Source organism: Microbacterium sp. ZOR0019, from assembly GCF_000800925.1.
GTDB lineage: Bacteria > Actinomycetota > Actinomycetes > Actinomycetales > Microbacteriaceae > Microbacterium > Microbacterium aurugineum.
Window position 1 is genome coordinate 15,583 of the sequence record NZ_JRKC01000036.1, and the last position, 13,163, is coordinate 28,745.

At 69.1% G+C, this 13,163-nt stretch carries 13 protein-coding genes; 3 read left to right on the forward strand and 10 right to left on the reverse strand.

The window, feature by feature from the left end:
- Window positions 1–67: 67 nt before the first annotated feature.
- Window positions 68–1,435: a 4-aminobutyrate--2-oxoglutarate transaminase gene (gene gabT / locus L978_RS08580; RefSeq protein WP_052193443.1), complete on the reverse strand. Its 1,368-nt coding sequence runs from the start codon at window positions 1,433–1,435 to the stop codon at window positions 68–70.
- A gap of 98 nt (window positions 1,436–1,533) precedes the next feature.
- Between gabT and L978_RS08585 the strand changes: the two genes are divergently transcribed.
- Window positions 1,534–3,042: a PucR family transcriptional regulator gene (locus tag L978_RS08585; RefSeq protein ID WP_047522385.1), complete on the forward strand. Its 1,509-nt coding sequence runs from the start codon at window positions 1,534–1,536 to the stop codon at window positions 3,040–3,042.
- 76 nt (window positions 3,043–3,118) lie between these two features.
- On the opposite strand, the gene L978_RS08590 is transcribed toward L978_RS08585, so the two are convergent.
- Window positions 3,119–3,526 (reverse strand): riboflavin kinase, encoded by a 408-nt coding sequence (locus L978_RS08590; RefSeq protein WP_047522365.1) that lies wholly within the window; start codon window positions 3,524–3,526, stop codon window positions 3,119–3,121.
- Window positions 3,523–4,032: a flavin reductase family protein gene (locus L978_RS08595; RefSeq protein ID WP_047522367.1), complete on the reverse strand. Its 510-nt coding sequence runs from the start codon at window positions 4,030–4,032 to the stop codon at window positions 3,523–3,525. Before L978_RS08595 ends, L978_RS08590 begins: the two co-directional genes overlap by 4 nt.
- A 103-nt stretch (window positions 4,033–4,135) precedes the next feature.
- Between L978_RS08595 and L978_RS08600 the strand changes: the two genes are divergently transcribed.
- Entirely contained in the window at window positions 4,136–4,735 is a 600-nt protein-coding gene (locus L978_RS08600) for a PadR family transcriptional regulator (RefSeq protein WP_047522369.1), read from the forward strand.
- Window positions 4,736–4,739: 4 nt separating this feature from the next.
- On the opposite strand, the gene L978_RS08605 is transcribed toward L978_RS08600, so the two are convergent.
- The 6 genes from L978_RS08605 to L978_RS08630 form a co-directional block, all read right to left on the reverse strand.
- Window positions 4,740–5,624 (reverse strand): ribokinase, encoded by an 885-nt coding sequence (locus L978_RS08605; protein WP_047522370.1) that lies wholly within the window; start codon window positions 5,622–5,624, stop codon window positions 4,740–4,742.
- Window positions 5,617–6,996 (reverse strand): NtaA/DmoA family FMN-dependent monooxygenase, encoded by a 1,380-nt coding sequence (locus L978_RS08610; RefSeq protein WP_047522373.1) that lies wholly within the window; start codon window positions 6,994–6,996, stop codon window positions 5,617–5,619. The genes L978_RS08605 and L978_RS08610 overlap by 8 nt, the downstream gene beginning before the upstream one ends.
- A 111-nt stretch (window positions 6,997–7,107) precedes the next feature.
- On the reverse strand, window positions 7,108–7,956 hold the full coding sequence (locus tag L978_RS08615) for an ABC transporter permease (RefSeq protein ID WP_047522375.1): 849 nt from the start codon (window positions 7,954–7,956) through the stop codon (window positions 7,108–7,110).
- A complete protein-coding gene (locus L978_RS08620) occupies window positions 7,949–8,761 on the reverse strand; it encodes an ABC transporter ATP-binding protein (protein WP_156118262.1) in 813 nt (270 codons plus the stop codon). The genes L978_RS08615 and L978_RS08620 overlap by 8 nt, the downstream gene beginning before the upstream one ends.
- The gene (locus tag L978_RS08625; RefSeq protein WP_047522377.1) at window positions 8,746–9,849 is read right to left on the reverse strand and encodes an ABC transporter substrate-binding protein; all 1,104 of its coding nucleotides are present in this window, start codon (window positions 9,847–9,849) and stop codon (window positions 8,746–8,748) included. Before L978_RS08625 ends, L978_RS08620 begins: the two co-directional genes overlap by 16 nt.
- A gap of 113 nt (window positions 9,850–9,962) precedes the next feature.
- Entirely contained in the window at window positions 9,963–11,405 is a 1,443-nt protein-coding gene (locus tag L978_RS08630) for a helix-turn-helix transcriptional regulator (RefSeq protein WP_047522379.1), read from the reverse strand.
- A gap of 245 nt (window positions 11,406–11,650) precedes the next feature.
- Between L978_RS08630 and aceA the strand changes: the two genes are divergently transcribed.
- Window positions 11,651–12,976 carry an isocitrate lyase gene (gene aceA, locus L978_RS08635; protein ID WP_047522381.1) on the forward strand — a complete coding sequence of 442 codons (1,326 nt, stop codon included), beginning with the start codon at window positions 11,651–11,653 and terminating at the stop codon, window positions 12,974–12,976.
- A gap of 4 nt (window positions 12,977–12,980) precedes the next feature.
- On the opposite strand, the gene L978_RS19135 is transcribed toward aceA, so the two are convergent.
- A partial coding sequence (locus tag L978_RS19135; RefSeq protein WP_231555030.1) for a hypothetical protein occupies window positions 12,981–13,163 on the reverse strand: 183 nt, incomplete at its 5' end.

Consider the following 13,163-nt stretch of genomic DNA (forward strand, 5'->3'; position numbering starts at 1 on the left):
CCGAAATCCCCCGATTGGGGTCGCGACCGGACAGGGGGTCAGGCCACGCGGAGGCGCGGCCTGCACATCATTCCGTGGCCGCGGCGAGGGCGGCGGCCACGACGTCGAGGCCTTCGTTCAGCAGGTCGTCGCCGATCGAGAGCGGAGGAAGGAAGCGGATGACGTTGCCGTAGGTTCCGCAGGTGAGCACGATGACGCCCTGCGCGATGCAGGCCTTGGCGACCGCGGCCGTGAGAGCGGCGTTCGGTGCCTTGGTCTCGGGGTCGACGAACTCGGCTGCGATCATCGCACCGTGGCCGCGGATGTCGCCGATGCGAGGATCGCTCTCCTGGATCGCGGTGAGGCGGTCCGTGAGGATCGTGCCGATCTCCCGGGCACGCTCGATCACCCCGTCGTTCTCGAACACGTCGATCGACGCGAGCGCCGCCGCGCATGCGATCGGGTTCCCGCCGTAGGTGCCGCCCAGACCACCGGAGTGCGAGGCGTCCATGATCTCCGCGCGGCCGGTGACGGCGGCGAGCGGAAGACCGCCGGCGATCCCCTTGGCGGTGGTGATCAGGTCGGGCTCGATGCCGAAGATCTCGCTCGCGAACATGTGCCCCGTGCGGGCGAATCCGGTCTGCACCTCGTCGGCGATGAAGACGACGCCGTTGGCGCGGCACCAGTCGACGATCGCCGGCAGGAAGCCGTCGGCGGGGACGATGAAGCCGCCCTCGCCCTGGATCGGCTCGATGATGACCGCGGCCAGGTTGTCGGCGCCGATCTGCTTCTCGAGCTGGAGGATCACGCGGGCAGCGGCCTCGCCACCCTCGAGCCCGTCACGGAACGGGTACGACATCGGCGCGCGGTAGACCTCGGGGGCGAACGGGCCGAACCCGCTCTTGTAGGGCATCGACTTGGCGGTGAGCGCCATGGTCAGGTTGGTGCGGCCGTGATAGCCGTGGTCGAAGGCGACGACCGCCTGGCGACCGGTGTGCTTGCGGGCGATCTTGATGGCGTTCTCGACCGCCTCCGCTCCCGAATTGAACAGGGCGCTCTTCTTGGCGAATCCACCGGGGGTGACGCGGTTGAGTGCTTCAGCGACGTCGACGTACGACTCGTAGGGCGAGATCATGAAGCAGGTGTGGGTGAACTGCGCGGCCTGGGCGGCGACGGCGGCGGCGACCTTCGGGTGCGCGTTGCCGACCGTGGTCACGGCGATGCCCGAGCCGAGGTCGATGAGGGAGTTCCCGTCGGCATCGACGACGACTCCGCCGCCGGCCGCGACGGCGGCGATCGGCACGGTGTGGCCGACACCCGCTGCCACGGCATCCGCCTTGCGCGCGAGCACCTCGGCCGAGCGGGGCCCGGGGAGGTCCGTGACCAGACGACGCTCCTGCGGGAGGTCGGGTCCGCCGAGAGGGACTGCGGGGGCTGCGGTGTCGAGGAGTGCCATGATCGCGAGCGTACGGCGGTGCCGAAGACCCCCGCACTCGCCGACGCGTACAATCTGAAAGAAGAATTCGCCACGTTGTACATACGGGAGGACGTGCCGTGCCCACGACCGAGCAGCCGACACTGCGCGCCCTGCTGCGTCGCCGCGATCTCGGACTCGCACTCGTCCCCCGCGAGACCGAGCTGGCGGACGGGGCTCTCGACCGTCCCCTGCGCTGGGTGCACAGCTCGGACCTGGCCGATCCGACACCGTTCCTCTCGGAAGACCTCGCCCTGCTGACCACCGGCACACAGTTCGACGAGGCCGTCGGCATCGACACCTACGTCGGTCGCCTCGCCGATCGGGGTGTCCTCGGACTCGGTTTCGGCACCGAGGTGCACCGCTCGGGCGTTCCGGACGAGCTGGTCACCGCCTGCGCCACGCACGGCATGCCCCTGTTCACCGTGCCGTACCGCACACCGTTCATCGCGGTCGCCCGCGCCCACTCCGAGGCGATCGCCGCGCAGGCCTATGCCCGCCGATCCTGGGCGCTGGACACACAGCGCGCCCTCGCCCTCGCAGCCCTGCGCCCGAGCGGACTCGATGCGACGATCGCGGAACTCGGACGACGGCTCGAGGTCTGGGCGGGGATGTTCGACGCCGCGGGAACGGTCGTCGCCTCCCACCCCCGGGACCGCCTCGACACCGAGGTGCGCGACGCCCTGGGCGAGCGGGTGATGGAGATCCTCACCCGCGGACTCGAAGCCGGGCAGTCGCTGGTCCTCGGCGAGCACACGTTCATGCTGTTCACCGTCGGTCGCGGCGGGCATCTGCGCGGGGTGATCGCCCTCGCCATCGACGCGCTGGACCCGGAAGCACGGTCGGTCGTGACATCGGTGATCGCGATGGCCGGACTCGCGATGGAGCAGAGCGAACAGCTGGCACGGAGCCGCCGACGCCTGCATGCACAGCTCCTCGGCTCGCTCCTCGCCGACGACCCGGGCTTGGCCAGAAGAGTGCTGGGAAGCATGCCGCCCGCTCCGGTGGTCGTGGCCGTCGCCGCCGATGCCCCGGCCGGCCCGCTCGCGGACTGGTGGGAGCGGAGCCGGGTCGAGCACGGCACCGCCGTCTTCTTGGCCGAATCCGAGGACGGCGTGACGATGTGCCTCTCCGTCGGCGATGAGTCCCTGCTCGATGAGGCGGCCGCGCGCTTCGGCATCCGCATCGGCGTCTCCGAGCCCGAGGGGTACGGCTCCTTCTCCCGGGCGCACGCTCAGGCACTCACCGCACTGCGGCAACAGGGCACCCACGGGGTCGCACGCTATGCCGACACCGTCGGTTCCCGCATCCTCACCGCACTCGCGACGGATGAGGCACGCCTGGTCGCGGAATCACGCCTCGCACCGATCCGCGAACACGATGCCCGCACCGGCGCCGAGCTCGAGCGCTCGCTGCGCACCTGGTTGGAGCACGACGCCAAGGCCGAATCCGCCGCGATCGCACTCGGGGTGCATCGGCACACGCTGCGCTCCCGCATCGCTCATGCGGGTGCGCTGCTCGACATCGATCTGTCGACCTTCCCCGCGCGCGCGGAGCTCTGGACGATCCTGCAGACTGCTCGCGACTGAGCCCTGGCAAGTCGTTCCGGTCGCAGTTCGTGCCGCCAATCCGGCGCTTTTCCGAGAGAGAGTGCGACCGGAACGATCAGCCAGGACCGATCGGCGGCGCGCCCAACACGGATCGGCAGCGGACCACATCCTCCGCGGTCTGGGCGATCAGGTCGTCGACACGGTCGAACCGGAGCGTCGGACGCAGCAACGCGATCAGGGTCACCTCCATTCGTCGGCCGTACAGGTCGATGTCCGCGTCGTGCAGATGCACCTCGACCCGCCGCTCACGGTCGCCGTCGAAGGTCGGGTTCGCTCCGACGCTGACGCTCGCCGCCCAGGGATGCACGGCTCCATCGATCCGGACCCATGCCGCGTAGATGCCGTCGTCGGGGAGGCTGCCGTCCGCAAGCTCCAGGTTCGCCGTCGGGAAGCCGAGCTCCCGTCCCCGACCGTCACCGGGGACGACGAGGCCGGCGATCGCCCCGAGCGGCTGAGCGCTCACGCGCTCTCGGGGGCGGCGATGGCGCGATAGCGGCTCTGGTGGAAGACGAGGGGCTCGACGTCGTCGAACAGCGTGAGATCGGTGATCTCGTACAGCGCGATCTCGTGATCCCCGCCGTCGAATGTGCTGTGCAGGCGGCAGGTGAGCCAGAGCGCGGCATCCGAGATGAGCACGGCCCCACCGTCGGTGCGCTGCCACTCGTGACCGCCGAACCGGTCTCCCTCACGCGCCGACAGCGAACGACTGAGCGGCTCGTGGTGCGCGGCCAGCACACTCATGCCGAGTTCGGGGACCTCGCGCAGCACCGGCCAGGTCTTCGAGGTGCGCGCCGCGCTGATGGCGACGAGTGCCGGTTCGAGCGAGATCGAGGTGAAGGAGTTGACCGCCATCCCCACAGCCCGATCGTCGATGTGCGCTGCGAGGGCGACGACGCCGGTCGGGTATACCGAGAACGCCCGGCGGAGGGCGAGGTCGCGCGGGAGGGCTTCGGTCACGGCAGACGTCATTTCGGCTTCCTTTCGTTAGTCAACTTTGACTAGTTCCGATAATAGGCAAGTTTGATCATGCAAACAACCGGAATCTTGGACCCCAGCCGTTAGCATGAGGGGCATGTCGACCACCCGCCTCGTCGTCCTCGGCGCCGTGAAGCAGTTCCAGCCCGTACACGGGTACTTCCTCCGCCGAGAGCTCATGACGTGGCATGTCGACGAGTGGGCGCACATCCAGCCCGGATCCATCTACAACGCCCTGCGCGCCCTCGAGGTCGACGGCTACATCGCCGAGAGCGGCACCGAGGCCGAGGGGAAGCGCCCCGCGCGCACGACCTATCGCATCACACCGTCCGGCGAGGTCGAGCTCCAGCGGATGCTGCGGGAGAACCTCTGGAACGTCGCCGCCTTCGACACCCAGGCCATCATGACCGTCGCCTCGTTCATGTTCGTGCTGAGCCGGCAGGAGGTCATCGCCGGCCTCGAACATCGCCTCATCAAGAGCGACGCGATCATCACCCAGAACGGCTTCGATGTGCAGGACACACTGCGCTCCGAGACGACACCGAAGTACGTGCGCGAGATCTTCGACCTCTCCACCGCCCGCCTCACTGCCGAGAAGCAGTGGCTGCTCGACCTGCTGGAGCGCCTCCGCGGCGGCGAATACACCTTCGCCGGCGAGACGGTGAGCACGGACGACGACGCCGCCCGCACGGAGTAGCGACTCAGCGCGAGGCGACGAGCGTCGCGATCGACTCGGCGGACAAGGCCGCGGTGGTCGCCCCGCGGTGCTGGGCCACGATGGCTCCGGCCGCGGAGGCGCCGATCAGGGCTTCCTCGATCCCGTCGCCGCGGGCGAGGGCCGCGGCGAGGGCCCCGCAGAACGCGTCGCCGGCCCCGGTCGTGTCGACCGGGTCGATCCGGAAGGCCTCGGTGTGCAGGCGGTCACGCCCCGCGCGGTGGAGGAGCACTCCCCCGGCGCCCAGGGTGAGCACGATGGTCCGTGCACCCGCCGCATGCAGCCGGTCGATACCGCCGAGCTCGGCGCACTCCGTCTCGTTCACCACCAGCACATCGACATCGGGGAGCATCTCGACCGCGGCGGGGTGGGCGGGCGCGGCGTTGAGGATCGTCAGCGCACCGGCGATCCGTCCCGCATGCAGCGCGGCGGACACGCTCGCGGCCGGCACCTCCAGCTGGGCGAGCACGACCGCTGCGCCCTCGATCCCGGCGATCGCATCGTCCGCGTCGAGCTCGGCGTTCGCACCGGCAGCCACGATGATGCTGTTGTCTCCGTCGGCGAAGGCCAGCACATGGGCAACCCCGGTGGGAGCGACGGCGCTGCGGCGCAGGACAGTCGTCACGCCGGCGTCCGACAGCGTCCGCTCGAGCACGTCAGCGGCCTCATCCTGCCCGACGACCGCGCAGAAGCGGGTGCGAGAGCCGCTGCGCGCGGCGGAGACGGCCTGATTCAAGCCCTTCCCTCCGGAGAAGCGTCCGCCGGCCCGACCGAGCAGGGTCTCGCCGACGAGCGGGGGGCGCGAGACCTCGACGACGAGGTCGAGGTTCGCGCTCCCCACCACGGCGACACCGGTGCGGGTGTCAGACACGCGACATCGTCCGCCGGTACTGCGAGCCCGTGTGCGAGTCGGCGAGCGCAGGAGTGGGCGTGCCGATCAGACGCTCACGCAGCGACTGCGGCTCCGACGAGGGTTCGACGACCGCACCGCGCTCCTTGAGGATCGGCAGCACGTGCTCGATGAAGTCGACGGTCGAGGCCGGCGGGATGACGGGGGCGAACAGGAAGCCGTCGAGGTCGGCGCCGTCGGCGAGCTCGATCATCCGGTCCGCCACCTGCTCGGGGGTGCCCACGATCGGGCGGGCGCCGACGCCGTGCGCGTGCCAGTCGCCGAGCACGTCGCCCACGGTCTTGTCGGCGAAGCGGGCCACCTGCGTCTGCGACAGCTCGGTGCTCAGCTCCGACATCGGGGTGCTCGGCGCGTAGGCCGAGAGGTCGAGCCCGGTGAACCAGGCGTACGAGGCGACCGTGACGTCGGGGTTCTGCGCATCGGCGACCTCGGCGTACTTGCGCTGCGCCTCCTCCTCCGTGCTGCCGACGATCGCGGCGAACGCCGACATGATCTTCACCTCGTCGGCCGCGCGGCCGTTCTTCACCGCCTCCTCACGGATCGCGGCGGAGTGGGCACGGAGCTGCTCGACCGAGCCGCTGCCGACGAAGATCGCCTCCCCGTGCTTGCCTCCGAACTCGCGGCCTGCGGGTGACGCACCGGCCTGGAACAGCACCGGGGTGCCCTGCGGCGAGCGCGAGGTGTTGCCGTAGCCGTGCGAGCGGAAGTAGGGGCCGTCGTGCGCGATGCGGTGCACCTTGGACGGATCGGCGAAGCGGCCGGACTTGTCGCGCTCCAGCGCGCCCTCCTCCCAGGCCTGCTCCCACAGCTTGTACACGACCTGCATGAAGTCGTCGGCCATGAGGTAGCGCTCGTCGTGGCCGACCATCGGCACACCGAAGCCCTGCACCGCGGTGTCGGCGGTGCCCGTGGTGACGACGTTCCAGCCGATGCGTCCGCCGGAGAGGATGTCGAGCGTCGCCATGCGGCGCGCGAAGGCATAGGGCGGCTCCAGCAACGTCGACCCCGTGGCGACGAGTCCCAGTCGCGTGGTCTCCGGGATGAGGGCGGCGAGGATGATCGCGGGGTCGAGGCGCGGCAGGTCCAGCCCCTCCACCGAGCAGATGTCGGGACGCTCGCCGGCGACGTCGGCCCAGCCCCAGGCATCCGCGAGGAAGAGGAAGTCGAACCCCGCGTCCTCGACCATGCGCGCGGTGTCGCGCCAGTACTCGAGCTTGTCGAACAGGTAGCGCCCGTTGTCGGGGTGTCGCCAGGTCGCCGTGCCGGAGTCGTTCGCCTGGGCGTTCTCGAAGAGGCCGAGACGCAGCGGCTTGACGGTGTTCTGATCGGTCATGTGCGGGTGCCTTCCTTGTGGGTGGTTCTGATCGTTCTGGGGTGGTTCCGGGCACGCCGGAGGAACCCCGGGACGGGTCGGGGGCTCCCGTCCCGGGATGGGGGTGCGGCGTCAGCCCTTGGCGGTGACCTCGCCGTCGCTCCACCAGAGCACGCGCTTGCGCACCAGGGCGAGGACGATGATCAGCAGCACACCGAGCAGACACAGCAGGGCGATGCTGGCCCAGGTGACGGGCAGGTTCGCCTGCGCGGCCGAGGTGGTCACGAGCGAACCGAGGCCGGCCTGCTGACCCGCCGCGACGAACTCGGCGACCGCCGCGCCGACGACCGCGAGCGGCAGGGCGATGCGGAGCCCCGCGAACACGTAGGGCATGCTGCCGGGGAAGCGGAGCTCACGGAAGATCTCCCACCGAGAGGCGTGCAGCGTCTTGAAGACGTCGAGCGCCTTCTGGTCGACATCACGCAGACCGGCGAGCGAGTTCACCAGCATCGGGAAGAAGACCACAAGCCCGGTCACGATGAACTTCGGGACCATCCCGAAGCCGAAGGCCACGACCAGCGCCGGGGCGATCGCCACGATCGGCGTCACCATCACGATGATCACGAGCGGCATCACGGCCCGTTCGATGATCTGGAACTCCGCCATCACCACCGCCAGCAGGAAGCCGGCGAGGATGCCTGCGGCGGCACCGACCACGACCTCGAGCAGGGTGACGAGGAAGTTCGACCAGTACATGCCGGCATCGTCGACGAGACTCCCGCCGATCGCCTCGAGTGTCGGAAGCACATACGGGTTGGTCCAGGCCACGATCTGCCACAGCAGTGCGGCGATCACGAAGGTGATCAGGGTGGGACCCCACGACCCCCAGCGCAGCCACGGCGGGACGCCCCGGCGCGGCTGGGCCTTCAGGCGGGCGGTCGCGAGGGTCGCGGTGGTGTCTCTCATCGTCAGCTCAGACATGGGCCTTCTCCGTCTGCGCGCGCAGCGCACCGCGCACGACTGCCTCCAGCTCGCGGAACTCGTCCGTCGCATAGGCCTCCTCGGTGCGCGGCCGCGGGAGGTCGACGTCGATCACCTGGGCGATGCGCCCGGGGTGGGCGGCCATCACCACGATGCGGTCGGAGAGCATGATCGCCTCCGGCACGGAGTGCGTGACGAACATGACGGCCTTCCGGTTGGACTGCCAGAACTCCAGCAGGGCGATGCGCTGCAGGTCCCGGTTCATCTCATCGAGGGCCGAGAACGGCTCGTCCATCAACATGATGGCGGGGTCGAACACGAAGGCCCTGGCGATCGCGGCACGCTGCTGCATGCCGCCGGACAGCTGCCCGGGGTACTTCGTCATCGCCTGGCCGAGACCGAACGTCGACAGCAGCTCCGCCGGGTCGCGCAGAGCCCTTCCGGCGTTCGCCTTGGCGTTGATGCGTACGGGGAGCTCGACGTTCTCGCGCACGGTCTTCCACGGCAGCAGCGCGGGCGACTGCGGCACGAGGCCGATCTTCTTGTCCCGCGATGCCGCCGCGACGCTCTCACCGTCGATCGTGACCGTGCCGGAATCGGCCTCGAGGAGACCGGCGACGACCTTGAGCAGCGTGGACTTGCCGCAGCCGCTCGGGCCGATCACCGACACGAACTCGCCCATGCCGATCGTGAGGTTCACGTCGTCGAGCACAGTGACCTCGGCACCGTCGACGCCGAACGACTTCGAGACGTTCCTGACCTCGACGCCCGTGTCCTGTGCGACCGACATCACTTCGCCGGCCATGTCAGAGTGTCGCCGTCGTAGAGGTCGGCGACCAGGTCGGCGTCCATCATGTCGGCGATCGCGGGCAGGTCCTTGACGCCGCCGTACTTCTTCACGAGGGCGTACTCGGGCTCCCACATGGACTCGTTCTGCACGCCGGGATTGCCGCCGGCGCTCTCACGCACCCATGCGGACTCCACCTCCCAGGTACGGGCCAGCTGGTCGCGGGGGAACGCGGCACCCTGGTTGTTGTCCTCGGCCAGCTTCGCGAGCGTGTCGATGCAGGCGTCCGACTCGTCCAGGCAGTACTGCAGCGCCTTGAGGCTCGCCCGCATGAAGTCGGCGGCGACCTCACGGTGCTCGTCGAGGAAGCGGGAGTTGACCTCCATCACGTTGTACGTGCCCTCGACACCGAGGTCGGAGGGGAGGAACTCGCTGAACGGCAGGCCCTGCGCCTTGAGCGACTGCGGCTGATTCGAGGCGTAGCCGACGATCGCGTCGACCTGCTCACGCACGACGACGGTCGGGTCGTAGTTGGTCATCTTGACCATCTCGACCTTCGAGACGTCGACGCCGGCCTCGTCGAGCATGGCCGAGGCGATCGGGGTCAGGTTGATGAAGTACCCGAGCGATCCGCCCTCGAGGTCGGTGAGGCTCTCGAGCTTCTCGTTGCCGAAGATCGAGAACGGCGGGGTGGTGCCGTAGGTCGCGACCGCCGTCAGGTTCTTGCTGTTCGCCGCCGCCAGCATCACATCGGATGCGGAGCCGAGAGCGGTGAACTGCGCCTGGCCGGATGCCACGAGCTGCTGCCCGTTCGCACCGGAGGCGTTGATCTCCACGTCCAGGCAGAGATCGTCGAAGTAGCCCAGCTCCTCGGCGAGGAACACATCGAGCTGCCCGGCGCTGGCGGAGTAGCCGTAACCGGAGATGTAGGTGATGGTGCCGGCATCCTGATTCCGCTTGCAGGCGTCGGTGTCGCTCGCACTCGTGGGGGCGGTATCGCCGCCTGGCGTCTGCGCGGAGCATGCTCCGAGCATCAGCGTGGCGGCGAGAACGCACGTCAGGGTGGCAGTGATGCGGAATCGGGTTTCCGCAGAGGAAGTAGCCATGAGGGTCCCTTCTCGGCCGTTCGTCGTTGATGGCTCGATGAAAGTAACATAGTCAAGATTGACTAAGCAAGATCGAACTAACTTTTGACGAACCGCGAAAGGGTGGCAGGGACTCAGCGAGGGGCGTGGGCCTCCAGGAACTCGTACACGTCGGTCGTGTCGACGCCGGGGAACGACCCGGTCGGCAGGGTCGCCAGCAGGGTGCGCGGAGTCTTCACATTGGGCCAGGAGTTCTCGCGCCAGCGCTCCTCCAACTCGGCAGGTGCCCGTCGACAGCAGACCTCGACGGAGTGCTTCGAGACGCCGCGGTGCGAGGTGTCGCGCCCCACGAACCACCGCGTGTCATCGAAGCGCACGCCCACGCTGACCGAGTGCAGTCCCTCGCTCGACGCCTCGACCCGCGCGGTGCACCAGTAGGTCCCGTTGCCGGTATCGGTGTACTGGTAGTACGGGTTGAAGCGGTCGTCCTCGTCGAACACCACTCGCGACGTCCACTTGCGGCAGCACATCTGTCCCTCGATCGCCCCGAGACGGTCGGTGGGGAAGTTCACGTCGTCGTTCTCGTACGCCTTCGTGATCGTGCCCGACTCGTGCACCTTGAGGAAGTGCACCGGGATGTCGAGATGCCGCGTCGCGAGGTTCGTGAAGCGATGCGCCGCCGTCTCGTACGACACCGAGTACGCGTCGCGCAGATCCTCGATCGAGATCGCCCGCCGCTGCTTGGCGTCTTTCAGCGCCGGGACCACGTGCCCCTCGGGGATGAGGAGCGCACCGGTGAGGTAGTTGGTCTCGACGCGCTGCCGCAGGAACTCGGCGTAGCTGCGCGGCTCGGAGTGCCCGAGGATGCGGCTCGACAGCGCCTGCAGCACCGCGGTGCGGGCATCCCCCTTGGCCGGCACGCTGCTGGACAGGTACAGCCGTCCGTTCGCGAGGTCCGCGACGCTGCGGGTGGTCTGCGGCAGGTCGGGCGCGTAGTGCAGCGTGAACCCGAGGTACGCCGCGATCTCGGAGGCGGTGCGCTGGGTGAGGGGGCCACCGGGGTGCCCGACGGCCGTGAGGATCTCCGCGGCCTTCGCCTCGAGGTCGGCGAAGTGGTTGTCCTGACGACGCATGAGGTGCCGCAGCTCCACGTTCGCCCGCCGGGCCTCCTCCGGAGTGGCGGCCCGCTCGTCCTTGAGCCGGTCGATCTCGCCGTGCAGCGCCAGCAGCGCCTTCAACGCGTCGGTCGGCACGCTCTTCGCGATCCGGAACGGCTCGATGCCGAGGGCCTGGAACGTCTGTCCCTTCATCGCCCGCTCCAGCGCGATCTCGACCGCGCTGCGTTCGTCGAGCGGCTCCCCCTCCAGCAGCGCGTCGATGGTGACGCCGAGCGCGCGGGCGATCGTCTGCAGCTGCGTGAGCTTCGGCTCTCGCTTGCCGGTCTCGATCATCGACATCTGACTGGGGGCGCGATCGACCGCCGAGGCGAGGTCGTCGAGCGTCATCCCGCGCGCGGTGCGCAACTGTCGGATGCGTCGACCGATCGTGAGGGCGTCGGTCTCTTCTGCGGTATCCATCCCACTCCTCTTTTGCTCGCCTCGTGCTCGCCTCGTGCGGGATCAGAAACGCCCCTCCACGAGGCACTTCCGGCGCGTTTTTGCACTTCTACCGCCGATGGTCGGAGCGAGTGGAGGCGATTCTGTCACAGAAGCAGAAGAATGACGAAACTTCTGCGTGGAATCGGTCGTTCAGATGCCTGAACTTCACGCACAGTGGAACCACGCCACACCGGCGCCGCAGCCGGATCCACCGAGGAGACACCATGACGAACACCGCCCACACCCCGACGCCCCGCCCCGCCGGTCTGCGAGCCGGCGACCAGGTTCAGACGGCCGCCGAACTCCAGGAGATCTGGGACACCGATCCCCGCTGGGACGGCGTCGAGCGCACGTACTCGGCGGAGGACGTCATCCGCATCCGGGGGGCGGTCCGCGAAGAGGCCACGCTCGCCCATCGAGGCGCCGACAACCTCTGGAACCTCCTGCACACCGAGGACTACGTCCGGGCGCTCGGCGCCTACACGGGCGGCCAGGCCGTGCAGCAGGTGCGCGCCGGCCTCAAGGCCATCTACCTCTCCGGATGGCAGGTCGCCGCCGACGGCAACCTGGCCGGACAGACCTACCCCGACCAGTCGCTCTACCCCGCGAACTCGGTGCCGGCCGTCGTGCGCCGCATCAACAACGCGCTCCTGCGTCAGGACCAGCTCGAGCACGCGGAGGGCGAGACCACCCAGGACTGGCTCGCCCCGATCGTCGCCGACGCGGAGGCCGGCTTCGGCGGACCCCTCAACGCGTACGAGCTCGCACAGTCGCTCATCCAGTCCGGTGCCGCCGGCATCCACTGGGAGGACCAGCTGGCCAGCGAGAAGAAGTGCGGCCACCTCGGCGGCAAGGTGCTCGTGCCCACCCAGCAGCACATCCGCACCCTGAACGCCGCTCGCCTCGCGGCCGACGTGGCAGGAGTCCCGACCGTGATCATCGCCCGCACGGACGCCCTCGCCGCCGACCTGCTCACCAGCGACGTCGACGAGCGCGACCAGGAGTTCACCACCGGCGAGCGCACCACCGAGGGGTTCTACCGGATCCGCCCCGGCCTGGAGTCGGTCATCAGCCGCGGTCTCGCCTTCGCCCCCTACGCCGATCTGCTGTGGGTCGAGACGGGCGAGCCCGACATCCAGCTCGCCCGGGACTTCGCCGCGGCCATCCACGCACAGTTCCCCGGTAAGCTCCTGGCCTACAACTGCTCGCCGAGCTTCAACTGGAAGAAGCACCTGTCGGACGCCGAGATCGCGACGTTCCAGCAGGAGTTGGCAGACCTGGGCTACAAGTTCCAGTTCATCACCCTGGCCGGCTTCCACGCCCTGAACCACTCGATGTTCGACCTCGCCCGCGGCTACGCCGATCGCGCCATGAGCGCCTACGTGGAGCTGCAGGAAGCCGAGTTCGCCGCCGAAGCCCACGGCTACACCGCCACCAAGCACCAGCGCGAGGCGGGCACCGGATACTTCGACGTCATCTCCACCGCGCTCAACCCCGAAAGCGCGACCCTCGCCCTGGCCGGCTCCACCGAGGCCGCACAGTTCCACTGATCCGTCAGCCGATGCCGCCTCCGTCGAGGCCCCCTCTCCCCGTCGAGACCCCCGCCCTCCCACGCGAGCCGGAGGGGGCGTCGACGACAGGAGGGGGCGTCGACCTTCTCTCGGCATCCCCGCAACGCAAAGGACCCACGATCATGACCACGCCCACCGCACCCCCGACCACCGCTCCCCCGACCAC